Genomic DNA, 26,681 nt, shown 5'->3' with positions numbered 1-26,681 from the left:
GGTAAAATATTATTTTTCTTCCTGCAGATTTTTCATATTCTCCATACATTCTCCGCAGATTGTTCTACCTTTATATTCGATAGTGTCATCTGCACTGCCGCAGAATATACAGGCTGGTTCATATTTTTTCAAAATAATTTTTTCTTCGTCAACGAAGATTTCCATTGGGTCTTTTTTATTGATATTCATAGTTTTTCTGAGCTCAATTGGAATTACCATTCTACCCAAATCATCAATTTTACGGACGATACCAGTAGATTTCATGTTAATTCTCCTTTCTTAACAAATTTCGACAAATTATTCTTATTTATTACATTATACAATTATTCAGACCCATAGTCAATACCCAAAAGTTATTTTTTCAAGTAAAAAATGGATATTTAAGCGAAAAAATTCAAAAAACTTATTAATATCTCTCCCGATTTATGATAGAATATAAACAGTCATCTAAAATGGGGTGTTATATATGGAAAAGTTAAAGGAAAAGTTTCAGAGAAAGTTAGCAGAAAATAATTATAAATTAACCAGGCAGAGAGAGATTATTCTGGAAACAATTCTGGCAAAAGAAAACTGGCATTTTACAGCCGAAGACTTATTTTCAGCAGTAAAAAAAAGGGATAAGGATATTGGCATGGCAACTATTTATAGAACCCTGGAGCTGATGCAGAATTTAGATATAGTACATGTTCTTGATTTTAATGATGATTCTCGTAAATACGAAATTCATCTTGAGGAGGCTCATCATCATCATTTAATTTGTAAAGGCTGTGGTAAGTTGATTGAATTTAGTGATCAGGATATAAATTATTTTGAAGCTGAGTTGGAAGAAAAATATAATTTTGAAATTACAGAACATAAGTTAAGATTTTATGGTTATTGTCAAGAATGTAAGGAGAGAAATTAAGCAAGAATAAAGGTTTTTTTTCTTTATTATAGAATAGTATATATATAGCAATTAAGAGAGGTAGGTTGAGTTATGGAAGAAACTAAAAAATGCTTAAAAGATTTAATTGTATTTCAGAATCTTGACCCGGAGGAACTGGAGTTACTATGTGAAAATTCTTATGCTAAATTTTACGAAAAAGGTGAAGTTATCTTTTTTGAAAATGACAGTGTAAAAAAATTATATTTACTTGTAAATGGTAAGGTTAAACTTTCTATGCTTTCTGCAGAAGGGAAGGAAAAAGTACTGACAATTCTGCAGGAAGGAGATATTTTTGGTGAACTTTCACTTTTTGACGAAGACCCTCATCCCTTAACAGCCGAAGTGATGGATGATGCCCGTCTGTTAATTATTCCCTGGAATGAAATGGAGAAGATGATTATTGACAGGCCTTCACTTGCAATTAAGATTATTGAGGCTCTTTCCAAAAAAACTAGACTTTTAACCAGTCAGGTAAGAGAACTGGTTTTTCAGGACGCTGCAGGTAGACTGGCCAGCCTGCTTTCGAGACTGGCAGAAGATTTTGGTCGAGAAATTGAAGATGGAACGGTGATTGATTTAGTTTTAACCCATCAGGAAATAGCAAATTTGATTGGCTCTTCCCGGGTTACAGTTACTAAATTGATCAATAAGTTTATTGATGATGGTGTAATAACAATTAAAAAACGAAAAATTATTATTAAAGATTTTGAATCACTGGGAGAACGTCTGCAGACAGTTTTTTAAATAAAGCTGGATTGAATCCCGGTGTTCCAATACATAGGAGACACGCTGGTATACTTTTCCAGCGTGTTTTAAGTTAAATAAAAGAATAACAAATTTAAGAATTCAGGAGGTAGAAGATGAGTATTTTTATACCAGATAGTGAAACAAAATTATATGGCTTACTTGGTAAAACACTAAGTCACTCGATTTCCCCATCTCTGCATAATAATGGTTTTAGAGATTTAGGGATTAATGCAATCTATTTGATGCTGGAAACTAAAGATCAGGATCTAGGAGAATATATTAGTTCTCTTAAAAACTTAGGATTTGCCGGCTGGAATGTGACGATTCCTCATAAAGAAAGCATTATTCCTTATTTAAATGGCTTTTCTTCTCTGGCCAGAGCTGCAGGAGCGGTAAATACTGTTTTAAATAGAAGGGGAAGATTGACCGGTTATAACACAGATGTAATTGGTTTTCAGCGTCAGGTTGAGGAAACTGGATTTAAGGTTAAGGATAAAAGAGCAGTTGTAATTGGAGCGGGAGGAGCAGCCCGTGCAGTTATTGCAGCTATGGTTCAGCTGGATCTTAAAGATATTACAATTATCAATCGAACAGTAGAAAATGCAGCAGAACTGGCAAAACTTTTTAAAGAAGAAAATTCTAAGCAAAACTTCGATTTCTGCAGTCTGGAAGAGCAGGAATATGCAGATGTTCTAAAAGCAGCTGATCTGGTAGTTGATACAACTCCAGTTGGGATGTATAGTAATAATATTAAAAATATAGTAATCAATCCTGATTATCTGCATGAAAAGCAGCTGGTGATAGATCTGGTTTATAATCCTTTAAAAACCGAAATTTTAAAGGAAGCAGAAAAGCGAGGAGCACAGATAGGGAATGGCCTGCCAACTTTAATTTATCAGGCAGAAGCGTCTTTTAAACTCTGGACACAGGAGATGCCAAAAAAGAAGAAATGGTATCAAATAGCCGAAAAAGCAGTCAGGGAGATTGAAGCAAAAAAATAAATAAAATATTATAATAAAAGCAAAACTGACGAAAGTCTGTGACGCAAAAACATAAGTCTAAGGATTATTTTCTATGATTGTTATGTTTGCCTCAGGTGGAAAATTGCCGGTGTTTAAAACATCATGGCAATTTTTTGCTTTATAGATAATTTTAAAATAATTATTAAACTTTCATTAAAATTATGCAGGAATTTCATAATCGATGCCGAAATTAATTATATCATCGCAATAATTTAACAAAATCTTTCAAATTTCAACAAAATAATATATATTTTATTAAAAAGGAGTATTTTTATGAGTCCAAGAAGAAAAAAAATTGGAGATCTACTTTTAGAATATAATTATATAACTCCCAGACAATTAGAAGATGCTCTCTCTGCTCAGGATGAAATGGACATGCGTCTGGGACAGGTTTTAACAGAGTTAGGTTACATTTCAGAAGAAGATTTAACAGATGCTCTAGAAATTCAGCTTAACATTCCTAGAGTTCATTTAAATAATTATTTAATAAATGCACATTTATCTCAGTATATATCAGAAAATATTGCCCGAAGACATCATGCTGTACCATATGATGTTGAAGATGATACCTTAAAAGTTGCGATTCAGGATCCAACTGATCTAGTAGCTATAGAAAACATTGAGGTTAATTCAGGGATGAAAGTTGATATTGCAATAGCTACTCATTCGGAAATTATGAAGGCAGTTAATCAAATATATTCTCTGGTTGATACAGATACTTCAGAGATTTTTGACAGGTTAGATCAGTATAATCAAATTAATGAAGAGCCGGAAATAGACCAGCTGCGGCAGATGGTGGAAGATGCTCCGATTGTCAGGCTGACCAATTTAATTATTACTCAGGCTATACAAAAACAGGCAAGTGATATTCACATTGAACCTTTAAAAAACACTTTAAGAGTTCGCTACCGGGTAGATGGTATTTTGCATGAGGAGCTGACAGTTCCCAAACACTCGCAGGCGGCTTTAATTTCTCGTTTAAAAATTATTGCTGATCTTGATATTACCAAAAGAAGAATTCCACAGGATGGCCGGGTGCAGATGACCTTTAAGAGTATGCAGATTGACATGCGGGTTTCTACACTGCCTACAATTTATGGAGAAAAGGTGGTTATCCGACTTTTAAATAGAGATGACAGCCTCTTAGATATTAATAAACTTGGTTTTCGCTCTGATAATCGCGAGAGATTTAATAGACTGATCAAAAAACCATATGGAATTTTGTTGGCGACCGGACCTACTGGTAGTGGTAAATCAACAACTTTATTTGCAGCCTTAAGCGAAATTAATTCACCAACTAAAAATATTGTTACAATTGAGGATCCGGTTGAATATCAGCTGGATGGAGTAAATCAGGTGCAGGCCAATACAAGTACCGGTTTGACCTTTGCCAAGACCTTAAGATCGATACTGCGTCAGGATCCGGATATTGTAATGGTCGGTGAGATTCGGGATGAAGAAACTGCAGAAATTGCAATCAGAGCTGCCTTAACAGGACATTTGGTTTTAAGTACTCTGCACACTAATGATGCCAGTAGTGCAATCACCAGACTTTTAGATATGGGACTACCAGATTATTTGGTAGCTTCAACAGTGATTGGAGTTGTAGCTCAGAGGCTGGTGCGGAAGTTATGTCCAGACTGTAAGGAAGCTTATCAACCTGGAGTTGAAGAAAGAAAATTTTTAGGTGACCCAAATGTTGAAAAACTTTGGCGACCTTCTTCTGATACATGCAAAAAATGTACAGATGGCTATAAGGGAAGAATTGCAATTCATGAAGTCTTTGAAATCAATGATGATATGGAAGAAATGATAGCTGAAGGAGCAAACGAACTGGAGATTAAAAAATATGCTAGAGAAAATAATATGAAATCCTTATTAGATGATGGTAAGCAGAAATTAAAAGAAGGTATTACCAGTTATCAAGAAGTAGTAAGTTCTATTATTTAAAATCTTTTATAAGGGAGGGATGCCGATGGATGTTCTTGATGTTATGAAAAAATTAGCAAAAGATCGTTCGGTTTCTGATCTTCATTTAACAGTTAAAGAAAAACCCATTATTAGATACAATGGGAAACTCACTTATTATGAGGAATATCCAAATAAACTTGAAATAAGTGAAGTTAAAGAAATTGCAAAGGACTTAATGACAAAAAGGCAATGGGATACTTTTGAAGAACTTGGTGAGATTGACTTTTCTTATAGTTTGCCTGGTCACTCAAGATTTAGAGTAAATGCCTTTAAACAAAGAGGTTCAGTTAGTTTAGCTTTAAGAATAATTCCTCAAGAAGTACCTGATATTGATTCATTAGGTTTACCAGATATTTTAAAAAAATTGTCAATGCAGAGGAAAGGACTTATTTTATGCACCGGTCCAACTGGGAGTGGTAAATCTACTACTCTTGCTGCAATGGTCAATATGATTAATGCCAATAGGCATGCGCATATTATTACTTTAGAAGATCCAATTGAATATTTGCATACTCATGATAAATCAATAGTACATCAAAGAGAAATTGGTTTTGATACAATGTCATTTAAAGCAGGATTGAGAGCTGCTTTAAGACAGGATCCAGATGTAATCCTTGTGGGTGAGATGAGAGATTTGGAAACCATATCTACAGCTCTAGAAGCATCAGAGACTGGACATTTAGTTTTTGCTACTTTGCATACAAATGATGCTCCCAGTACTGTAGAAAGAATTATTGATGTTTTCCCTGCACATCAACAACAGCAGGTAAGAACCCAGCTAGCAGCTTCAATAAATGGCATTATATCACAACAATTAGTAAATAGAAAAGATGAAAATGCCCGTATAGCGGCCATGGAAATTTTAGTTGCGACATCTGCTGTCAGAAATATTATTCGTGAAGGGAAAACTCATCAACTGCTTTCTGCAATGCAGACTGGTGGCAAATATGGCATGATTATGATGAATAATTATCTGGTTGATTTATACAATCAGGGATTAATAGAATATGATGAAGCAGTGAGAAGATCTGATGATCCTGATTATGTTAAGAAAAAAATTAGTGGAGAATTTTAATCCCGGGAGGGAGGTTTAAAAGATGGCAATAGAATTTCAATATACTGCAAAGAATAAAGAAGGAGATGTAGTTGAAGGTACAATTGAGGCTGAAAATAAGTCAGTAATTGCCAGACAACTCAGAGAAAAAGGCTACTATATTACAGAAATAAGTGAAAAAAGAAAGGCAATTGATGTAGGAGAATTTATTAAAAAACATCTTAAGGTGAAAATTAAAGATCTTTCTGTATTTTCTCAACAGTTTGCAGCAATGATTGATGCTGGAATTTCTCTGGTTGATGCCCTAAATATTCTGGTTGATCAGACAGAGCATCAACGATTAAGAGATGTGATTCGTCAGGTAAGAGATGATGTAGAGACAGGTATTTCTCTTGCGGATGCTATGGCTAAACATCCTGCAGTTTTTCCGCAGCTTTATATACAATTGGTTAAAGCTGGAGAGTCCGGTGGTGTTTTAGATACTATTTTGAACAAACTAGCAGCTCATTATGATCGTCAGGACGAATTAAATTCTATGGTTCGTTCAGCTCTTTATTATCCAGCTGTAATTTTAGCTGTTGGAATTGTTGTTGTTATCTTTTTAGTAACTCAGGTTGTACCTCAATTTGTTGATATGTTTAGAGATTTTGGTTCAGAGTTACCTTTACCGACCAGAATGCTCTTAGGGATCAGTACTTTTTTGCAAAACTATTGGTGGGCTTTACTTTTAGCTTTTATTATAATGCTATTTATTTTGGCCAGGTTTAGGAATACTCCTGCTGGAAAAGAAAAAACTGATCGCTGGATTTTAAAGATTCCAGTTGTGGGTTCTATGCTGCGAAAAGTTTATATTTCTCGTTTTTCCAGTACACTTGCTATCTTAGTTGATAGTGGTGTAGATCTTTTAACTGCGCTGGCTATTGTAGAAGATGTAGTGGGTAATAAAGTTTATGGAGAAGTTTTAACAGCTGCTAGAGTCAGAGTTAGAGAAGGAAGTAATTTATCTGAACCTTTGGAGGATAGTGGAGAATTCCCAGCAATGGTGGTCCAGATGTTAAGTGTAGGAGAAGAAACAGGATCTATTGGTACAATGTTAAATAAGATTTCAACCTTTTATGACCGTCAGGTAGAAGCAAGTGTTGATGGTGCAATTTCTCTAATTGAACCGATAATGATTGTTCTGCTGGCGGTAATGGTTGGTTTTGTTGCTGTTTCAATTGTAACTCCAATGTTTGATATGTATCAGCAGTTTTAGGAGCTATAAAAATTATGGAGGTGGTGCTTATTGCAGAAAATAAAGGATAAATTATATGTTTTACCGATTATTTTAATTGCTGCAGTAGTACCGCTGATAGTCCGCTATAAAAAAATAGAATTATCAGAAGTTGTTGCTTCTTACTGGATAAGAGATTATAATACTGATTTTTTTTCCTATTATAAAATGATTTTTTTACTTGCATTTACTCTGCTGGCTTTAATCTCTTTTTATATTTATTATAAAAGTGAAGCTGGAGAAAAACTTAAAAAAACATTTTATTATTATCCGATTTTTATTTATCTAATTATGATAATCTTATCGACAGTTTTTTCAAAGGCACAGCTGACATCACTGCAGGGATTTCCAGATCGGTATGAGGGAATGGCAGTTTTGATTTCTTATCTGTTAATTTTAGTCATTACAATTAATATTTTTAATAATAAGCAGCAATTTGAATTTTTGCTAACTGCATTACTGATATCAGCTGTTATTATTGCTATTATTGGGTTAAGCCAGTTCTTCGGCTATGATTTTTTTCAGAATGTTCTGGGACAAAAGTTGATTTTACCAGGAAGTAATTTTGCTGAGCTTTCGACTGCAATGGATTTTAGATTTGAAGGCAGTAATATTCTATTTGCTACTTTTTACAATCCCAATTATGCAGGCAGCTATTTTTCAATGCTGCTGATGTTGAGTTTGGTCTTATATTTCTTTGCTGAAAGTAAAAAAAGAATTGTATTTTTAACTATTTCAAGTTCTTTTATCTTTGCAGCCTGGCTGGGATCATTATCTAGAGCTGGGATCTTAGGAGCAATCTTTTCAACTTTGGTAGTGGTTGTGATCTTGAATAAAAAAATATTAGAGAAAGTTAAAAAAGTTTTAGCTTTACTCTTAATATTTTTAATTGTTTTTACGATAATGGATATATATACAGATGGTTCTTTAAGAAAAGAATTTTTATCTCTGGGAAGTGAAACTCAGCTGGCTTTTCAGGGAGAAGAGGCAGAAATTGAAGAATTAAAGTCTGAAAATGGCTATCTTAAATTCTATACAGCTGCAGAAAGATTGAGATTTGGATTTGACCAGGAGGATAATTATCAGATATATGTATTAAACCAGGATGATCAGAGATTAGATTTTTCTTTAATTAATAATGAAGAGAACAATAATGAAAGCCAAAATAATAAGGGAAAAGATTTTTTTTCTTTTACAGATCCAAATTTAAAAGCTTACAGATTTAGAGTTTTAGAAAATTCAAAACAGAAATTTGAAAATAGAATCTTAGAATTAAAGTATGGAAATAAAAGTGGAGAATTCCTCTACAGCAGTGAGTTAAATGGCTTTTTCTTAATTGGAATGAGAGGTAATATTTATCCTTTAGAAGATGTTAAAAGCTTTGGTTTTGAAGGTAAAGAAATGCTGGCCTCTAAAAGAGGTTATATTTGGTCCAGAACTCTACCGCTAATGAAAGAAGCAATTTTTACAGGTTATGGTCCCGATACTTTCGCTATTTTCTTTCCCCAGCATGATGTAGTGGGTAAGTTTAAATATTTTAATAATCCTAAAATAATAGTCGATAAACCGCATAATCTTTATCTGCAGATTGCTTTTAATACAGGATTGATTTCTTTATTGGCTGTAATTTTATTATTTGGCAGATTCTTTTTTAAGAACTTTAGAAAATATTTTAATTATCATTTTAGTGATTACTATTCTAGAACTGGTTTAGCTTTTTTAGCAGCCTTTACAGCTTATTCTGTAGCTGCCTTCTTTAATGATAGTGTTGTTTCGGTGGCTCCTGTATTTTGGATTATTCTGGGGTTGGGAATCGCTGTAGAAATAAAAGGCAGGAAAATGGGAAGAAGGAGGTGAAGTAATTTTATAAAGGGCATTTAAATTTTGTTGATATGTTTTTAACTAAAAAAAGGAGTGATAAGAATGAGGAAATTTAGAGAAATACTTGCTGGTGGAGATAAAGGTTTTACACTTATTGAGTTATTAGTAGTTATAGCAGTATTAGGTATTCTGGCAGGGATTGCAATTCCGAGATTAACAGGAGTTAGGGATAAGGCTGTATATGCATCTGGTCAGGCTACTTTAGATAATCTGAGCACCTATGTTAATATGTATTTTACTGAAAATACTACAACTGGATCTATTAATTTTGATACAATTGTTGCTGAATATACAGATAATAGTTCAGTAAGTGACATAATGAGTGATGGATGGAGTCTCCCATCTGGTACAACAACAATAAGTAGTGGAGCTACAACTATTACACTTGAGAATACTGATGGAGATATAAATGATTTACAAATTGATTTAAACACAGGTGACATTTCTGGTAATTAAGCAATATGAAAGGACAGTGACAAAATGATTTTAACAATATATTTCTTTATATTAGGTTTAATAATAGGTAGTTTTTTAAATGTAGTTATCTACAGACTGCCGGAAAAAGAATCTATTGTAAAACCAGGATCTCACTGTCCTCAATGTAATACCAGATTAAAAGCTATTGATTTAATTCCAGTAGTTTCTTTTGTAATTAATGGCGGTAAGTGCAGATATTGTGGTGCCAGCATTTCCTGGCAGTATCCGCTGGTAGAAATTCTTACCGCCTTTTTCTTTTTAGCAGCTTATTTTAAGTTTGGTTTAACTGTTGAATTATTTATTATCTTATTATTATTATCCGCTTTAATTGCTATTTCTTTGATTGATTATAAATATATGATTATACCAAATGTAATTACCTATTCCGGTATTTTTATTGGCTTATTGGCAGCAATGATTTTTAATCATCTTACTTTCTTTTCTTCTTTACTCGGCATAATTATTCCAGCTTTAATACTTCTGGCTGTTGCTTTAATTTTTAAAGGTGGAATGGGTATGGGAGATGTCAAGCTTGCATCAATGTTAGGGGCTTTTTTAGGAACTATTAATACTCTGGCAGGAATATTTATAGGTTCTTTACTTGGTTCTATTATTGGTTTAACTTTAATGGGAGCTGGCATAATGGAGAGAAAAGATCGAATTCCTTTTGGTCCATTTATTTGTTTTGGTGCTGTGATTATGATCTTTTTTGGAGACTTTTTGATTGACTGGTATCTTTCACTTTTCTTTTAATATTTGGAGGAGATTTTGTGGCAATGATTAAATTTAATAATAAAGGTTTTACATTAGTTGAAATTATTGTAGCAATTGCAGTTGTAGGAATTGTGGGGATTGCTTTTTCGGGTTTTTTTATTAACAGTGCCAGGATGATTAGTGCTCTTGATGAGAGAGAAAAGGCAATTATAATTGCTCAAACTGAACTAGAAAAATTAAAAGCACAAGAGTTTAATGAAATTGATTTAAATAATTATCCATATCAAAAGGAGATTTATGATATAGATTTGCAGATGGAAGCAGAAGATGATTCATCACTTTATAAAATAACTGTAATAGTAAATTGGGATCAAAATAAAGATTTAGAATTAGTATCCTATGTTTCTGAGGGGTGATGCTGTTGAATCTAAAAAAAGAAAATGCTTTCACCTTAATAGAAGTAATGCTTTCAATAGTTTTAATAACTATAATTCTAGGCGTTTTGTTCAGTTTAAATATGTCAGGGTGGAAGTTTTTTAGTATTAATCAAAGTAAAGTTGAATTATTTCAGCAAACTAAAGTTATTTATGCAAATCTAGACAAAAAAATTAGAAATACAAAACCTGAACAAATTGATGTGTCAATAAATAAACAATTGATTTTTTTAGATAAAGATAATAATGAAGAATTTAAATTTTTTATTGAAAATAAAAGATTAGTTGTAATAAATGTTAAAGAAAATACAAAACGTTATCTAACTGAAAATATTATTGAAAATTATAGTTTTGAAGAAAATAATAATTTAATCAAATATAATTTTGAGTTAAAAAATGATAATAATACTTTTAAAATAGAAAAATCTATTAAGTCAAGAATTTAGATGAGGTGATTGAAATTTTTAAAAATGAAGAGGGAGCAGTACTAATTCTTTCAATTATCATAATTAGTGTACTTGCTATTCTTGCAACTACACTTGCTGGTAGTATTAATAATAATATTTCTTTGACTAAGAAATATGAAAATGATGTCAGGTCTTTTTATATGGCCGAGGCTGGTATTGAGAGAGGAATTGATCTGTTAAAAAACAATAGTGAGTCTGTTAAAGATTTATTGAATGATAATGATAAGTATTTTTCAGTAAATGAGTTAAATCAGGATCTTAGTTTGAATGATTTTGATCTTTTTATTTTGAAATCCGAGACAGAAGATTATGATTATAAAATTAAATCAGAGGCAAATATAAATAATTCGTTTAAAGAAATAATTATTTCTTTAAATTTGTCTTCTTTATCCGGTTTATTTGATTATTTAATTGCTAGTAACGGGAATCTTAATGTCAACGCTGGTAACTTAACTTTAAGTGCAATTGATGATCCAAAAGGTGGAAAGGTAATTTCTACTAAAATAAATCATCCTGATAATTTTTTAAACCCGGATGGGACAGTTAAATCAAGTGATAATATCAAAGAGATAGATAAAAATGATGATTATATAACTAAAGAGTTAGAAATAATAAAAGATTTTTTTAGTAATGCACAGACTAAAGCAGAAGTAATTAATTGGTCAGATTATCAGAATGATTTTTCAAATGTGATTAATGGGGAAACAGTATTAGACTTAGAAGATAAAATCGTTTATGTTAATAATAACATGACCTTAAATAAAGATGTTTTGATTAAAGGAAATGGAGTATTAATTGTAGATGGTAATTTAAATGCAAATCAAAAACAATTTAATGTTAATTATTCAAATAATAGTTATTTGGATAGTTATTCTTTAGTTTATTTTTCTCAAAATGCTAATCCACAAGTTAATAATTTTAAAGGACTATTGATGACAGATAATAATATTAATACTAATTCTGGTGATTATGAAATTATAGGAAGTTTATTTACAGATCACAATTCAAATTTGAATCATGGAGGTAAATTTGTTCATGATAAGGGATATATTGAGGTATTCAATCAGATAGCAGACAAATATGATATTGATTTGAATGAAATTTTCGCAAATTCTTCAGGGAGTAGTAATGGGAGTACAGTTAGTATTATGAGTTGGGAAGAAAGTTAATTAAGAAAGAAGGCTGATAAAATGAATAAAAAATGTAGTGGGTTCAGTCTTGTGGAAGTTATGGCAGCTATTGTAATTTTAACAATAGCATTTTTTCCAATTTCAAATTATTTTACTAATAGTATTGGTCATATAAGTCAAAGTGAAGTTTTATCTCAATCTCATGATATTGTTAATAATACTATCGAGGTGCTTAAGACTGGGGAATATAAAACTCAGAGTGATTTGGATAATTTAGAGAGTGAGATCGAAAGTAATTTAAGCAGTAACTATACTTTATATGCTGATGATTATGATCTAGAAATGACTTTAAAATATTTAGATCAAAATCTTATAGAGTATAACGATTTTACCAATATAGATCAGACTACAGATGTTTATTTAAATGATATTCGATTAGTTGTAATAGATATAAGCTGGAATAATGGAAATAATAATTATTCAGTAGAAACTTTCTTGAGGGTAGGGTGAAAAATATGAAAAAGTTATTTTTTACTCAGAAAGGAATCACCTTAATTGAAATCATTTTAATAATTGCTATTTTAGGAATAATATCTACTGCAATTTATTCTGCTTATTTTCAGGGCGTAAAAGTATTAAATTTTAATAATGAAAGAATTGAAGTTCAGAGAGCTCAAGATTTAGTTTATTCCCGGCTTGCTCATTCTATTAGACCACTTCAAATATCAGATTTAACTATCATTAATAATAATGAATTGGTTATTAATTCTAATACGAGCTATTATTTAACTGGTAATAATTTAGTTATAGATAACGGTTCTAATATTAGAAAAATTAGTGATTTAGAATTTCAAGAAATTATTTTTACTATAAATGATAATAAATTATATTTAGATGCAAAAATCTTTAATCCAAGCAAAACAGCGGTTTTTACTTTTACAAATGTTTTTTATCCCCGAGTCCAATAGTTATCATGAGGAGGATGAGGTATTATGAAAGTTAATAATGAGAATGGATATGTTCTGGTACTGGGGATTGTTATTCTTGCAGCGCTTTTAATTTTAGTTGGAATCATGACTAACCTAATTTCCTCTCAATTATCATTTTATAGAAATAATAGAGATTCAAGTAGAGCTTTCTATACTGCTGAAAGTGGAGTTGCTTTTGGGACAGAAATTTTTAGTTTTTTAAATTATAAAGATTCAGATGAAAAAATCACCAATAATTCAATTTCAGAAGATGATTTAAATAAGTTTAATCAAAAATTCAGTAATTCAGAACTACTTTCTTTAAATTGGTTAGTTAATACTAATACAATAATATTTAATTCTACTGCCAAAAGTAATGATATCGAAAAAGGTGTATCAGTAGAATATCCGATATTATTAGATGCTTTTACAAACGCAATTACTGCTAATAAAATAACTTATGGAAATAATATTACAGTAGATGGTAATATTGCAGCTCCAGTAATTGAAGCTACGAAAAATAAGGAGATTACTTATTTATCAGGGGAACCGATTTATAAAAGCTATGCTAATATTTCAAGTTATTTTGAGGCGGATTTTAATATTGCACTTGCAGAAAAAGATAATTCTATGGACACTGGAAGTTTTGAAGGTCTGGATTATTATAGCAATACACCTTCATTTCCTGATATTGATACTTTATCTGTGGTGGATGAAGATGATTATAGCTATTTATTAGATAATAATGGGACTCCAAAGGAGACTCATATTTATGGTGATGTTGAACTAAATCATAATTTTGATGGAAATGGTTTGTTAGTTATTTATGGGAATTTAAAAATTGGTAATAATGTTCAGATTAACGTGGGAACCGATGACTTTTATTCTATTATTGTCAAAGGAAACATATTTTTTGGTAATAGTAATTCTGTTAAGGGGTTTATTTATTCTGAGGGAGATATTTACATGGAAAATAACGGCAATTTACCCTATACAGAAGGGATTATTTATGCAGAGGGAACATTTGATGTGGGTAATCCAAATGCAGTTGAAGATGGTGATTTTATCTATAACAGAACAGCTTATGATCGTTTAAATGAGAAGATATCTTTAGAGGAGGGTTCAGGAGAGTATACAGTGTCTAATATTATAAGCTGGAATGAATTATAAAAGTGTAGAAATGGGGTGGGCAAAATGTTTTTTAAAAATAATATTTATACCTGTATTGATGTTGGTACTTATGCTTTAAAAGCAGCACAGATTAAGAATACCAGAGATAAAAGTTTTAAGATTCTTGATACCAAGCTGCAGAAGCTGCCTCGCGATACAATTGCAGATGGAGTGATTAAGGACGAATCTTTACTGGCTGCAGAAATTAAAAATATACTAGATCAATTTAAGAAAAAAACCAATTATATTATTACGGCAGTCCCGAGTAATGAACTTTTGATTCGTAACATTGAGATGCCTAAGATGGATAAAAAGGAGATTAAGGAGTCTTTAAAATGGGAAGCTGATGAGCAAATTCCTTATCCGGTTGAAAATGCTGCAATTGATTTTTTTAAGGTGGAAGAAGACGAAGATACAGTTAAATATTTAATTTCAGCAGTCAAGAAAAATATTATTGATAATCTTTTAGCTCCATTTGAAAGAAATAATATTAAAGTATCTGTTGTTAACACACAACCTATGGCTTTAATTTCATTACTTGAATATCAAAATTTATGTGATAATATTATTGCTGTGATCGATATTGGTTTTTCCGCAACTCAAATTACAATTGCTGATAAGAATAATATTTATTTATCTCGCACAATTGATACTGGTGGTAATCACTTTACTCAAACTTTAATGGAAATACAGGGCAATGAGTATGATGCTGCGGAAGAAAGAAAATTTGAAGAAGGTTTAGGTGCTGATGAAACTGAAGATAAAAACCAGCAGGAATTAATCGATGAAATTCAATTAGATATAGCACTGGGTGAAGATAATCGTTTAAATGAACTGGCTTCTACCTTGTCTGCAGAATTAACCAGATCATTTGATTATTTTAATACAAGAAATAGAGGCCAGGAAATAACTAAAGTATTTATAACTGGTGGTGGATCAAAACTTAAAGGTTTAAGAGAGTTATTGAGGGAGGATTTAGATATAGAAATTATTGAAATAGATCCTTTTATTAATACAAATTATGCGATTAAACATGATAAATATTGTGAGGAATGCAAAAATGAACTTGCAGTGGCTATTGGCCTCGGAGTGAGTGAGGTGATAGCAGATGAGGATTAATCTAATAAAAGAGGAAAAAAAGAAAATAACTTTTGATTTTTTTGGAGTTGCATTATTATTATCTGTTTTGATTCCAATCATGATGATTGGAATTATTCAGTATTCTCTAATTTCAGAAAGTAAGTATTTGCAGAGCCAGATAAATAATATTGAAAGTCGTTTAGAATATTATTTACCTTTAGAAGAGGAGTTTAAAGAGTACGAAGAAGTAGTAAAAGAATTGAAGGAAACTCCTACAGTACCTAATTATAACTGGGATGGTCCCATTGAAGCTCTTGGTTATATAACACCATTACGTGGTGTTATTGATAATTTTTCTTTACAACAGGGTTCTTTAAATATTAGAGGTAGAACTATAGTTGGTGAAGAATTAAGAGAATTCAGACAATCGTTAATTGAATCTCCATATTTTAGTAATGTAAATTTAAATACACTTGAAAAACAGGAGGTAGTAAGTTTTATTATTACTGCTGATTTAGTTGAGGGGGGCGAATAAGATGTTTAATAATTTAAGTAGAAGAGAGAAAGTATTACTAGTTTTAGCATTTGTGATTGCCCTCATTGCAGTTTACTATTTTTATTTTTATCAACCTTTAAAAAATGAAATATCTGTTTTAAAGAATCAGAGAAATAATAGAGAAAATCGTTTAGATATAGCAATGTCTTTTGCTAGAAGATTACCAGAAATTAAAGAAGAATATAAGAACATTATAGCTGAAATTGAGAGTAGAGGAGAATATATAGATAAAGATATTATTGATTTATTAATTGATTTTAGGGAAATTGCTAAAGCAAATAATTTAGAATTAAAATTATATCGACCAACGGAAAATCAGGATAATATTTCGATGTCGGTCAATATTACAGGAGGTTTTAGAGAAGTTAGTAATCTATTGGAAGATTTTAAAGAGTGGAATTACTGGTTTGAATTTAGAGATGTCAATATAAGCAGAAGTGAGCAGGGAGTTTTGATTTCGATGAAAGCTCTATACCATGACCGCCTTGTAGATGAGAAATTATTACGTAAAGGGGTTGAGACAGATGAAGGATAATATTTTAATAATATTTATTTTAGTTTTGATAATATTTATTTCTTCTTTTTCTGTCCTTGCTGAAAATCAAAATCAAGAAATTTATAGTGGGAAAGAATTTAGAAATCCTTTTATTGAATTTTCAGAACCTAAAATTGAAGCAGACCAGGATACTGTTCCAAAGAATCAGAACAAAGCAGTTCAAAATTCTGGCAGTGGACAAACAACTAAATTTGCACCACCTAAAATAACAGTTGAAGATGTAAAAAAAGAACTTCCATTTTCTTTAAATGGAATTATCAGCAGTAATAAAGAAAAAGTTGCACTGCTAAATACCGGAGGAAGTATGAAACTTATCCGTGGAAATTATAAAGAAAATGATTATCAGATTATCTCTATAGAAAAAGAAAGTGTGATAGTTCAAAATCGCGGATTTAAACTTCGGTTAAAGATTGGAGGGGAAGTTGATGAAATATAAAAAGAGATTACTTATTTTTACTTTGGTTTTTGTTTTTGCTTTTTCCTTGGGGGTTATGGCAGGACCACAGGATAAGATTGAAAATATGTCTTTTAAAAATACTGAGGTTGTAGATGTTTTACGTGCCATTGCAGAAGTTGCAGATGTTAATTTAATTACTGACAGTAACGTATCAGGTAATATTACAGTTAGTCTAAAAGATATTACGTTTGAAAAATCTCTTGATTTAATTACTCAAACTCGAGCGTTAAGCTACAAATGGGACGAAAATACTGTCGTGGTTGCGGCACCTGAAAGACTTGATAGTATTTATGCAAATATTAAAACAGAATTTGTAAAGGTGGAATCTGCTGACTTTGATAATATTGGGACTATTGTTAGAGAAATTTTCCCTGAAACTCAGATTACAGCTGACTCAGTTAGAAGACAATTTATTTTAAAAGGTGAAGAATCAAGGATTAATGAAATTAAGGAAATGATTAATCGACTTGATTCGTCAGCAGTGATTCAGGAAAAGAAAGAAAAAGAAATTGCCCAGGCAGAATCTGTAAAAGCTGCTGAGGAAGCCAAAGAAGAAAAGTATATTAATAGTTATCAGGTTATTAATGCTGAAATATCAGATTTAAGTGATAAATTAAAAAATATTAATTCTAAACTTTCAATTAGATCAAATCCTTTAACAAATAAAATTATTATCAGTGGAAATAAAGAGGATGTTGAAGCTGCAATCTCAATGGCCAAAACTTATGATAATAGTTTAGAACCAGAAACAAGAAATATTAGAGTTGATTATGTTGATACAGAACAGATTACCGAAATAGTGGAAAAATTTTATCCAGATATTAAGCTTCATGTTAATGCAAAGCGCAAAGAGATAATAATTAATGGAGCTAAAAATAAGTTGAATAATGTAGTGAATCTTGTTAAAAAAATTAATGTACCTCAGTATCAAGTAATGATTGAAATTAGAGTAGAAGAAATTGGAGCTGATTTATCGAGAGAGATTGGTATTGACAGTCTCGAAAACTTTTCAACAATAGAATTTGAAAAAGATTCTGATGGAAATATTGATGGAATTAATTATACCTGGCCAGAGCTATTTAGACTTTTAGATCAGAACAGTAATTCTGTAACATTAGCAAATCCTCGATTAATGACTTTAAATGGGGAAGAAGCTACTATGTCTATTTTAGATGAAGAACCATATCCGGTAAAAGAAATAAACGATGATGGTTCAAGCAGTATAACTTATGAATATGCTGAAGCTGGAGTAAAAGTTCTATTTACTCCCTGGATAACTGAAAATAATGAGGTCGAGTTAAGTATTGAACCTGAAGTGAGTAATTTTACAAGAATTAATCCTGATTCACAGGTTCCACCTGCTACCAGTACTAGGAGTGTAAAAACTAAATTAAGATTACAGGATGGTGAAATGTTTGCCATTGGAGGTTTAATTCAAACCGAAAAAAATGGTTCAGTAACCAAAATTCCATTACTTGGAGATATACCTATTATAGGAGAACTATTTAAGTCGAGGTTGGATGAAAATGATAGAACAGAGTTAATTATTTTTGTCAGGCCCAAAATATTAAAACATGGAGAAGGAATTAATAATTCTAAACATTTAATTTCTACCGATTTGAATCTTAATGAAGATCCAGAAGATAATAAAAATGAAAAGGTTAATAATGAAAATGAAGTAAATCTCGAAAAAAATAAATCTAATGAAAAAACTAAAGATGAAATACTTGAAGAATATAGTAACAAGTCTGAAAAGGAATTTGAGGAGTTAACTCCTGAAGAATTAGAAGCGATTTTAAATAAAGAATAAAAAAGACTTAATAATAAATTAAGCATCGATATATGATAATTTAAATTTATTTGATGATAATATTAAAATTTAAAAATCATAGAAGTAAGTTCAGTTCTGTTATTCACCTCAGTTTTATTAAAAATATTACTGAGGTGTTTTTTTATTGTATTTACTGAAATAAAAAGATTTTCAGCTATTTCCTGATTATTTTTACCTTCAATAAGTAATTTTAAAACTTCCCTTTCTCTATTAGTAAGATTGTACCTATTGGCTGCGATTTTCAATAAACTATTTTTTCTCTTAGACTTTTTATTTTTTAAATTTTCAATGGTAAATAATTTGTGTAAATGGTTAGAGCATTGCTTACTTATTAATTCTAAATAAATTAAATCAGTTAAAGTAAAATTGTTATCTTTCTGGCTTCTAAAAAGGCTTATTGTTCCCAACAGTTTATTTTCAAAATGAATATCTATTCCACATGAGTAATAAAGATTATTTTTAGCCAGAAAATCATTGAAGTATTCTGTTTTACTCCAACTTTTATAATTCATTAGATCAGTGCTTCTAATTGGTTCAACTTGATTAAAGGCAATTTTTCTTATGTCGTCAAGTTTATGGTAATAATCATTATAGGAATTAAGTGCTAATTTACTGATATTAAAACAAATTGGATCCTGTAATAAATCTTCATTTTCATCAAAAAGAAAAAAATTAGCTCCATAAAAAGGAATTATATTATTTAATTTTTTTAAAAAATTATAAGAATAGAATTGAAGATCAACTATTTTACCTGTTTCATAAATAAAATCAAATAAAAGTTTCCAGTTTATTTCTTTTTGATTAAAACTCATAAATATCTCTCCTAAAATATAATACTTTTGGGTAATATTAATTTAAAATATAAAATGTTATACTTTATACAATATATAATATAATTCAGGATTTTCGACAAAATTCCTGCAAAAAATAAAGGGGGGAGTATTTATGAGAAAAAAATTACTTGTAGTGGGCTTAGTTTTATTATTTAGTATTCTTTTAAATAGTGCTGTTTATGCACAAATTGGGGGTTTTTATGGTTTAGATTCAATTTTGATGTCTGACTGGCAGTTGGATTATATTAAACCATTAGATCCAGGAGATCTTAAAAAAGGAGAATATAGATTTAGTCCTATTATTGGACGAATAAAGACTGGAAGAAATGAATATGATTTTACAACTTCTACAGAAGACTATAATTATGATAATACTACCACTGCATATATTTTAGTCTTTGATACGGCTCTATCTGATAATTTGAGTCTACACAGCAAATATGCATATCAGCCGTGGGAAACATATACTTATGATGACTATAGAAATATAGATGAGTCGAGAGGAAGTCTTTTAGATCTTTTTATCAATTATGAGTTCAAAGAAGATAAGACAATGTTTTTTGGTTATAATAGAAGTCTAAGTAATGACAGAGATTATAATAACTCAGATGAATTAATTGATGAAACAGAGTCTTTAAATAATATTTATTATTTAGGTTTTGAAATTAGAGGCTCATTTGCTAATGAAAAAGAATAAATAATTTTTAAAATTACTGCTCCCTTAACCGGGAGCTTTTTTCTTATCCTAAAGCTTGACTTTTCAAAATGAAAACTATATAATTTATAGACAATAAATATTAAATATAATGCTATCTCTATAGTAAAAAAGCTGACAGTTTTATTAAAAAATAAAAATAAATTTAAGGAGGACAAAGTAGTGAGCAGAAATATTTATTTAAACGGAGAGATTGTTCCGGAAGATCAGGCAAAGGTTTCAGTTTTTGACCATGGTTATTTGTATGGTGATGGTATTTTCGAAGGGATTAGAGCCTACAGTGGTCGAGTTTTTATGATGGATGAACATATTGAAAGATTATATGAGTCAGCAAAAACAATTATGCTTGATATTCCATTGAGTAAAGAAGAGATGGAAGCAGCTATTTTAGAAACAATTAGAGCTAATGAATTAAGGGATGCTTACATAAGAGTAGTAGTTTCACGTGGAAAAGGAGATTTGGGTTTAGACCCCCGTAAGTGTCCAAAGCCAACAGTTGTAATTATTGCCAGTGCTATTCAGCTTTATCCAGAAGAACTATATGAGACAGGTTTAAAACTTGTTACAGTGCCAACACGTCGGAATGGTCCGGAAATGGTTAATCCCCGAATTAAATCTTTAAATTATTTAAATAATATTATGGCGCGAATTGAAGCCAATATGCAGGATGCACCGGAGGCTATTATTTTAAATAGTGATGGTTATGTTGCAGAATGTACGGGTGATAATATCTTTATTATTGATGGAGAGACTCTTTATACTCCACCTAAATATGCGGGTATTTTAAAAGGAACTAAAAGAGAAGTAGTACTTGAAATAGCTGAAGAAATGGGATTAGAAGTTAGAGAAGAGCTATTTACAAGACATGACATTTTTACCGCAGATGAATGTTTCTTAAGTGGAACTGCAGCCGAAGTTATTCCGGTGGTAGAGGTAGATAGTCGTAAAGTAGGAAATGGTGAAGTTGGTGCAAAAACAACCAAACTAATTGCAAAATTTAGAGAAATTGCAAACTCCACTGGAAAAGAAATTTATACTGATTAGTCTGTCAGGTGGGCCTTTAATAATTAAGTATTAATATATGAGATATATTCTAAATAATGAATATAAATAAGCTTTTCAGAAAGAAGTTAGTAGATTAAGGAGGAAAAGAATGAGAAGTGATAAGATAAAAAAAGGTATCGAAAGAGCCCCTCATAGATCATTACTTTATGCTCTGGGACTCGACGATAATGACATAGATAAACCTTTAATCGGGATTGCCAACTCGGCAAATGATATAATTCCCGGTCATAAACATTTAGACAGAATTAAAGATGCTGTTGAACACGGAATTACTGCAGCTGGTGGTACAGCTCTAACTTTTGGTACTATTGGAGTCTGTGATGGAATTGCGATGGGCCATAGTGGAATGCATTATTCTCTGGCCAGCAGAGAAATAATTGCAGATTCAGTGGAAGCAGTGGTTAATGGACATCAGCTGGATGGGCTGGTTTTAATACCAAACTGTGATAAAATTGTACCTGGAATGATGATGGCAGCAGCTCGACTTGATATTCCGGCAATTGTAATCAGTGGTGGACCAATGGAAGCAGGCAGCCACTGTGGTAATGCCATTGACTTACACAATGTCTTTGAGGCGGTCGGTTCTGTTACTTCCGGTAAGATGGAGGAAGAAGAGCTGGATCAGATAGCCCGTTCTGCCTGTCCAGGAGTTGGCTCCTGTGCCGGGATGTTTACAGCCAATTCGATGAACTCTCTGGCTGAAGTATTAGGGCTGGCTTTACCGGGTAATGGAACAATTCCGGCTGTTAAGGCTGATCGAATTAGACTGGCTAAAGCTGCTGGAAGAGCAGTAATGAAACTGGTGGAGAAGGATATTCGACCTTCTGATATTTTAACAGAAAAATCATTTGAAAATGCAATTACTGTTGATATGTCGCTGGGCTGTTCAACAAATACAGCTCTGCATCTGCCGGCAATTGCCCATGAAGCAGGAATAAATCTTCCTTTAGATAAGTTTAATGAGATCAGTGATCAGGTACCCCATATCTGTTCTTTAACTCCAGCTGGCAAAAATCACATGGAAAACTTAAATTCAGCTGGCGGTATTCATGCAGTTATTAATGAGCTGGTAAAAGGTGATCTAATTAATTTAGATACAGTTACTGTTACCGGGCAATCACTGAAAGAAAATTTAAAAGCTATTAATTTTGTAGATCATAATATTATTCGTTCTTTAGATAATCCTTATCATGATCGAGGTGGACTTGCTATCTTAAAAGGTAATTTGGCTCCAGAAGGTTCGGTTGTCAAAAGAGCAGCGGTAGCGGATAATATGATGTCCCATCGGGGACCAGCAAGAATTTATAATAGTGAAGAAGAATCAATTGCTGCTATTAATAATAGAGAAATTAATCCCGGTGATGTGGTAGTTATTAAAAATGAAGGTCCTAAAGGAGGACCGGGAATGAGAGAAATGCTCTCACCTACTTCAGCTCTGGCTGGAATGGGCCTTGATGATAGTGTGGCTTTAATTACTGATGGTCGTTTCTCAGGTGCTACCAGAGGAGCAGCAATCGGCCATGTATCGCCTGAGGCAGCTGCCGGGGGACCAATAGCAGCCTTAGAAGAAGGAGATATTATCCATATCGATATGGATAAATTTATTCTGGAAGTAGAGTTATCAGAGGAAGAATTAGCAGCCAGAATGGATAAAGTAGAACCATTTGTCCCGGATATCAGCGGTTATTTAAAGCGCTATGCAAAATTAGTAGGTTCAGCTTCTAAAGGAGCAGTACTTGATTAAAAGTATTATATAGTCTAAAATGTAATAAATATCTAAAAAATCAAAGATATTTTGTGAAAATGATTGATAAAAGTATCATAATTTAGTATAGTAAAAATATAAATAGAATATTAAATGAAGTTATAAGAATAGCAAGCAGTAGAGAAGGGTTGGCTTCATTTAAGAATTTTATTAGTCGAAATAGGAGTTTAGTTTTTTTAATCTAGGATTAAAGAAGCTGAAAATTACTGAAATTTTATTTTAAATAATAAACAAAGAAGAAGTTTATTTAATTTTCAGTTAATTTAAACCCGGTTTTCGATTATAGATTCTTAGATAATTTTCTGCCCTGGATAATTGTATTCAGGGCTATTTTTGTATCTATTTATAATTTTAATTTTTCAAAATCACAGCGGAGGTGAATCTATGCCAAAATTAAATGGTGGAGAAATAATTATTGAATCATTAAAGAAAGAAAATGTTGAAGTTGTATTTGGTTATCCTGGAGGTGCTGTTATTAATCTCTATGATGCTCTTTACAATTCAGATTTAAAACATTATCTGGGAAGACATGAACAGGGAGTTGTTCATGCGGCTGATGGTTATGCTCGCAGCAGTGGAAAAGTTGGAGTCTGCATTGCAACTTCTGGACCAGGAGGAACAAATTTGGTTACAGGACTGGCCAATGCTCAAATGGACTCTGTGCCCTTAGTAGCATTTACAGGTCAGGTTTCCAGCTCTTTAATTGGAAAAGATGCCTTTCAGGAAGCTGATATTACGGGTATTTCCCTACCCATTACCAAGCATAATTTCTTGGTCACAGATATTAAGGATCTGGCAAGAACAATTAAAGAAGCTTTTTATATTGCCCGTACAGGGAGGCCAGGACCGGTACTGATTGATCTGGCCAAGGATGTAACACAGGCGGTTACCGAGTTTAAATATCCTGATCGAGTTAATCTACCTGGTTACAGACCAACTTTCGAAGGACATAAACTGCAGATTAATAAGGCAGCTAAAGCAATCAATAATGCAAGTCGTCCACTTTTATATGTAGGTGGAGGAGCGGTTATCTCAGGGGCAGAAAAGGAATTACGAGAAATGGTCGATAAAGCCAAAATCCCTGTAACCACAACTTTAATGGCACTTGGTATTTATCCGGAGGATCAACCTCTGGCCCTGGAAATGCTGGGAATGCATGGTACTCAATATGCAAATAAGGCGACTCTGGAGACCGACATTTTAATCGCAGTTGGTGCTCGTTTTGATGATCGAGTAACCGGTAAATTGGATGAATTTGCTGCTCAGGCAGATATAATTCAGATTGATATTGATCCAGCAGAAATAGGGAAAAATATTGATGTAGAAATTCCAATTGTGGGGGATGTAAAGACAGTACTTAGAGAACTGCTTCCTCATATAGAAGCGAAAAAAAATGGAGTCTGGCAGCAGCGGATCAAAGAGCTTAAGGAAAATTATCCACTAAAATATGAAGATGATGGTTCAGAGACTATAAAGCCTCAGTACATTATGGAAGAAATTGATAAATACACTAATGGTGATGCAACTATTGTCACTGAAGTTGGTCAGCATCAGATGTGGGCGGCTCAGTTCCACAAATATAAAAAGCCACGTCAATTTATCACTTCCGGAGGACTGGGGACAATGGGCTATGGACTTCCGGCCGCAATCGGAGCTCAGATTGGACAGCCGAAAGAAAAGGTTGTGTTGATTGCAGGAGATGGCAGTATTCAGATGAATATTCAGGAACTTGGAACAGCTCAGACTTACAATATTCCGATTAAAGTAATTATTTTTAACAATAAATATTTAGGAATGGTCAGGCAGTGGCAGGAAATATTCTTTGAAAAAAGATATTCTTCTACAAAGATTCCGGCTCCTAATTTTGTTAAGATGGGAGAAGCTTATGGGATCTGGTCTAAGTCTGTGGATAAAAAATCAGAACTTGATAGTGCCTTAAAGGAAGCCATGGAGCATCAGGGACCGGCTATTTTAGATGTACACATTCCGGAAGAAGAAAATGTCTATCCAATGGTACCAGCAGGTGCCGGCTTAAAAGATATGATAGGGGGATAATTTATGACACATATTTTATCAGTTTCCGTACTTAATAAGCCCGGTGTTTTAACCAGAATTGCCGGACTCTTTAGTCGGCGGAATTTCAATATTGAAAGTTTAAATGTTGGTAAAACAGAAAATCCTGAGATTTCAAGGATGACAATTGTAGTTCAGGGTGATGAGAAAGTATTAGAGCAGGTAACCAAACAGCTGCACAAGCTGATTAATGTTTTAAAAATTACTGAACTTGACAAAAATTCTATTGTGGAAAGAGACTTAATTTTAATCAGAGTTAAGTGTACTCGCAAACAGCGATCAGAGATTATCCAGATTGCTGACACATTTAGGGCTCAGATTGTTGATGTAGCACCTGATAGTTTAATGATTGAAGCCACAGGTACTGAAGATAAACTGGAAGCTTTAACGGAACTTTTGAGGGATTTCGGTATAGCAGAATTTGTAAGAACAGGAATAGTTGCCTTAAGTAGAGGACAGGCAGCTAAATAAAATATAAGAACATAAAAGGAGAAGATAAGAATGGAAATATATTACGATAAAGATGCAGATTTAAAGTACTTAGAGGATAAAGTAGTAGCAGTTATTGGTTATGGTAGTCAGGGACACGCTCAGGCTCAGAACTTAAAGGATAGTGGAGTTAATGTTGTAGTTGGTTTAAGAAAAGAAAGCTCAAGCTGGCCGGTAGCAGAAGAGGATGGATTTGAAGTTTTGACTACTGCAGAGGCTGCAGCAAAGGCGGATCTAATTCAAATTTTAATTCCTGATATCAAACAGGCTACAGTCTTTAAAAATGATATTGAACCTAATTTAGAGGAAGGAAATGCCCTGGTGTTTTCCCACGGTTTAAATATTCATTATGATCAGATTGTACCACAGAAAAATATTGATGTCTTTATGGTAGCTCCTAAATCACCAGGTCATTTAGTTCGTCGTCTTTATGAAGATGATAAGGGTGTACCAGGATTACTTGCTGTTTATCAGGATTATACAGGTAAGGCTTATGAGCTTGGTTTAGCCTATGCAAAAGGAATTGGCTGTACTCACGCTGGAGTTATTGAAACAACCTTTAAAGAAGAGACAGAAACTGATCTCTTTGGAGAACAGGCTGTTTTATGTGGTGGTACAACTGCACTTGTAAAAGCCGGTTTTGAAACTTTAGTTGAAGCAGGTTACCAGCCAGAAATTGCTTATTTTGAAGTTTTAAATGAGCTGAAATTAATTGTTGATCTGATGTTTGAAGGTGGAATTTCTACTATGAGAGATTCTATTTCGGATACAGCTCAATACGGAGATTTGATATCTGGACCAAGAGTAATTGATGAGCATGTTAAAGAAAACATGCAGGCTGTATTAAAAGATATTCAGTCTGGTAGGTTTACTAGAGAATGGATTTTAGAAAATCAGGCAAATCGTCCTGTATTTAATTCCTTAACAGAAAAAGACGAAAATTCTCAGATCGAAGCAGTTGGACGTAAATTAAGAAAGATGATGTCCTGGATTGATTAGTTAGCAGGACAGATAAAAGGTGGTGAATA

The 26,681-nt window shown here is 32.2% G+C and carries 28 protein-coding genes and 1 riboswitch; of the genes, 26 read left to right on the top strand and 2 right to left on the bottom strand.

Annotation, left to right across the window (positions count from 1 at the left end):
• Positions 1–9 precede the first annotated feature (9 nt).
• Positions 10–264 (bottom strand): AbrB/MazE/SpoVT family DNA-binding domain-containing protein, encoded by a 255-nt coding sequence (locus tag BW929_RS01820; protein ID WP_076543651.1) that lies wholly within the window; start codon positions 262–264, stop codon positions 10–12.
• Positions 265–466: 202 nt separating this feature from the next.
• Between BW929_RS01820 and BW929_RS01815 the strand changes: the two genes are divergently transcribed.
• From BW929_RS01815 to BW929_RS01720, 20 genes are all read left to right on the top strand, one after another.
• Positions 467–904, top strand: a complete 438-nt coding sequence (locus BW929_RS01815; protein WP_076543650.1) for a Fur family transcriptional regulator — start codon at positions 467–469, stop codon at positions 902–904.
• Between the two features lie 72 nt (positions 905–976).
• On the top strand, positions 977–1,669 hold the full coding sequence (locus tag BW929_RS01810; RefSeq protein WP_076543649.1) for a Crp/Fnr family transcriptional regulator: 693 nt from the start codon (positions 977–979) through the stop codon (positions 1,667–1,669).
• 116 nt (positions 1,670–1,785) lie between these two features.
• Positions 1,786–2,673 carry a shikimate dehydrogenase gene (locus BW929_RS01805; RefSeq protein WP_076543648.1) on the top strand — a complete coding sequence of 296 codons (888 nt, stop codon included), beginning with the start codon at positions 1,786–1,788 and terminating at the stop codon, positions 2,671–2,673.
• Positions 2,674–2,681: 8 nt separating this feature from the next.
• Positions 2,682–2,767: riboswitch (cyclic di-GMP riboswitch) on the top strand.
• Positions 2,768–2,967: 200 nt separating this feature from the next.
• Entirely contained in the window at positions 2,968–4,644 is a 1,677-nt protein-coding gene (locus BW929_RS01800; RefSeq protein WP_076543647.1) for a GspE/PulE family protein, read from the top strand.
• Between the two features lie 25 nt (positions 4,645–4,669).
• Positions 4,670–5,740, top strand: a complete 1,071-nt coding sequence (locus BW929_RS01795; RefSeq protein WP_076543646.1) for a type IV pilus twitching motility protein PilT — start codon at positions 4,670–4,672, stop codon at positions 5,738–5,740.
• A gap of 22 nt (positions 5,741–5,762) precedes the next feature.
• Entirely contained in the window at positions 5,763–6,974 is a 1,212-nt protein-coding gene (locus tag BW929_RS01790) for a type II secretion system F family protein (protein ID WP_076543645.1), read from the top strand.
• 30 nt (positions 6,975–7,004) lie between these two features.
• Positions 7,005–8,849 carry an O-antigen ligase family protein gene (locus BW929_RS01785; protein ID WP_076543644.1) on the top strand — a complete coding sequence of 615 codons (1,845 nt, stop codon included), beginning with the start codon at positions 7,005–7,007 and terminating at the stop codon, positions 8,847–8,849.
• 66 nt (positions 8,850–8,915) lie between these two features.
• Complete coding sequence (locus tag BW929_RS01780; RefSeq protein ID WP_076543643.1) at positions 8,916–9,329, top strand: type II secretion system protein; 414 nt, start codon at positions 8,916–8,918, stop codon at positions 9,327–9,329.
• Between the two features lie 24 nt (positions 9,330–9,353).
• The gene (locus BW929_RS01775; RefSeq protein ID WP_076543642.1) at positions 9,354–10,103 is read left to right on the top strand and encodes a prepilin peptidase; all 750 of its coding nucleotides are present in this window, start codon (positions 9,354–9,356) and stop codon (positions 10,101–10,103) included.
• Between the two features lie 23 nt (positions 10,104–10,126).
• Positions 10,127–10,480, top strand: coding sequence for a type IV pilus modification PilV family protein (locus BW929_RS01770; RefSeq protein ID WP_234978046.1), 354 nt, complete (start codon positions 10,127–10,129; stop codon positions 10,478–10,480).
• Positions 10,481–10,485: 5 nt separating this feature from the next.
• Positions 10,486–10,944, top strand: a complete 459-nt coding sequence (locus tag BW929_RS01765) for a PilW family protein (protein WP_159437142.1) — start codon at positions 10,486–10,488, stop codon at positions 10,942–10,944.
• Between the two features lie 5 nt (positions 10,945–10,949).
• Positions 10,950–12,134, top strand: a complete 1,185-nt coding sequence (locus BW929_RS01760) for a hypothetical protein (RefSeq protein WP_076543639.1) — start codon at positions 10,950–10,952, stop codon at positions 12,132–12,134.
• Between the two features lie 21 nt (positions 12,135–12,155).
• Positions 12,156–12,605 carry a type IV pilus modification PilV family protein gene (locus tag BW929_RS01755; RefSeq protein ID WP_076543638.1) on the top strand — a complete coding sequence of 150 codons (450 nt, stop codon included), beginning with the start codon at positions 12,156–12,158 and terminating at the stop codon, positions 12,603–12,605.
• Between the two features lie 5 nt (positions 12,606–12,610).
• Positions 12,611–13,063, top strand: coding sequence for a prepilin-type N-terminal cleavage/methylation domain-containing protein (locus BW929_RS01750; protein ID WP_076543637.1), 453 nt, complete (start codon positions 12,611–12,613; stop codon positions 13,061–13,063).
• Between the two features lie 24 nt (positions 13,064–13,087).
• Positions 13,088–14,233: a pilus assembly PilX N-terminal domain-containing protein gene (locus tag BW929_RS01745; protein WP_076543636.1), complete on the top strand. Its 1,146-nt coding sequence runs from the start codon at positions 13,088–13,090 to the stop codon at positions 14,231–14,233.
• 24 nt (positions 14,234–14,257) lie between these two features.
• Positions 14,258–15,352, top strand: a complete 1,095-nt coding sequence (gene pilM / locus BW929_RS01740) for a type IV pilus assembly protein PilM (RefSeq protein ID WP_076543635.1) — start codon at positions 14,258–14,260, stop codon at positions 15,350–15,352.
• A complete protein-coding gene (locus BW929_RS01735; protein WP_076543634.1) occupies positions 15,342–15,848 on the top strand; it encodes a PilN domain-containing protein in 507 nt (168 codons plus the stop codon). Before pilM ends, BW929_RS01735 begins: the two co-directional genes overlap by 11 nt.
• A gap of 1 nt (position 15,849) precedes the next feature.
• Positions 15,850–16,404, top strand: coding sequence for a type IV pilus inner membrane component PilO (locus BW929_RS01730; RefSeq protein ID WP_076543633.1), 555 nt, complete (start codon positions 15,850–15,852; stop codon positions 16,402–16,404).
• Positions 16,394–16,861, top strand: coding sequence for a hypothetical protein (locus BW929_RS01725; protein ID WP_076543632.1), 468 nt, complete (start codon positions 16,394–16,396; stop codon positions 16,859–16,861). The genes BW929_RS01730 and BW929_RS01725 overlap by 11 nt, the downstream gene beginning before the upstream one ends.
• Positions 16,851–18,692: a type II secretion system protein GspD gene (locus BW929_RS01720; protein WP_076543631.1), complete on the top strand. Its 1,842-nt coding sequence runs from the start codon at positions 16,851–16,853 to the stop codon at positions 18,690–18,692. The genes BW929_RS01725 and BW929_RS01720 overlap by 11 nt, the downstream gene beginning before the upstream one ends.
• 62 nt (positions 18,693–18,754) lie before the next feature.
• Here the strand turns inward: BW929_RS01720 and BW929_RS15560 are convergent, their stop codons facing one another.
• The gene (locus tag BW929_RS15560) at positions 18,755–19,525 is read right to left on the bottom strand and encodes a helix-turn-helix transcriptional regulator (RefSeq protein ID WP_076543630.1); all 771 of its coding nucleotides are present in this window, start codon (positions 19,523–19,525) and stop codon (positions 18,755–18,757) included.
• Positions 19,526–19,658: 133 nt separating this feature from the next.
• Between BW929_RS15560 and BW929_RS01710 the strand changes: the two genes are divergently transcribed.
• From BW929_RS01710 to ilvC, 6 genes are all read left to right on the top strand, one after another.
• A complete protein-coding gene (locus BW929_RS01710) occupies positions 19,659–20,243 on the top strand; it encodes a hypothetical protein (protein WP_076543629.1) in 585 nt (194 codons plus the stop codon).
• Positions 20,244–20,423: 180 nt separating this feature from the next.
• The gene (gene ilvE / locus BW929_RS01705; RefSeq protein WP_076543628.1) at positions 20,424–21,305 is read left to right on the top strand and encodes a branched-chain-amino-acid transaminase; all 882 of its coding nucleotides are present in this window, start codon (positions 20,424–20,426) and stop codon (positions 21,303–21,305) included.
• 109 nt (positions 21,306–21,414) lie between these two features.
• Positions 21,415–23,070 (top strand): dihydroxy-acid dehydratase, encoded by a 1,656-nt coding sequence (ilvD, locus tag BW929_RS01700; RefSeq protein ID WP_076543627.1) that lies wholly within the window; start codon positions 21,415–21,417, stop codon positions 23,068–23,070.
• A 405-nt stretch (positions 23,071–23,475) separates the two neighbouring features.
• The gene (ilvB, locus tag BW929_RS01695) at positions 23,476–25,146 is read left to right on the top strand and encodes a biosynthetic-type acetolactate synthase large subunit (RefSeq protein ID WP_076543626.1); all 1,671 of its coding nucleotides are present in this window, start codon (positions 23,476–23,478) and stop codon (positions 25,144–25,146) included.
• A 3-nt stretch (positions 25,147–25,149) separates the two neighbouring features.
• Positions 25,150–25,635: an acetolactate synthase small subunit gene (gene ilvN, locus BW929_RS01690; protein WP_076543625.1), complete on the top strand. Its 486-nt coding sequence runs from the start codon at positions 25,150–25,152 to the stop codon at positions 25,633–25,635.
• Positions 25,636–25,665: 30 nt separating this feature from the next.
• Positions 25,666–26,652, top strand: a complete 987-nt coding sequence (gene ilvC, locus BW929_RS01685) for a ketol-acid reductoisomerase (protein ID WP_076543624.1) — start codon at positions 25,666–25,668, stop codon at positions 26,650–26,652.
• Positions 26,653–26,681 lie beyond the last annotated feature (29 nt).

Origin of the sequence: Halanaerobium kushneri (assembly GCF_900156285.1) — a bacterium.
GTDB classification, from domain to species: domain Bacteria; phylum Bacillota; class Halanaerobiia; order Halanaerobiales; family Halanaerobiaceae; genus Halanaerobium; species Halanaerobium kushneri.
Note: the sequence above shows the minus strand (reverse complement) of the source record. Positions and strands in the feature narration are given on the sequence as shown.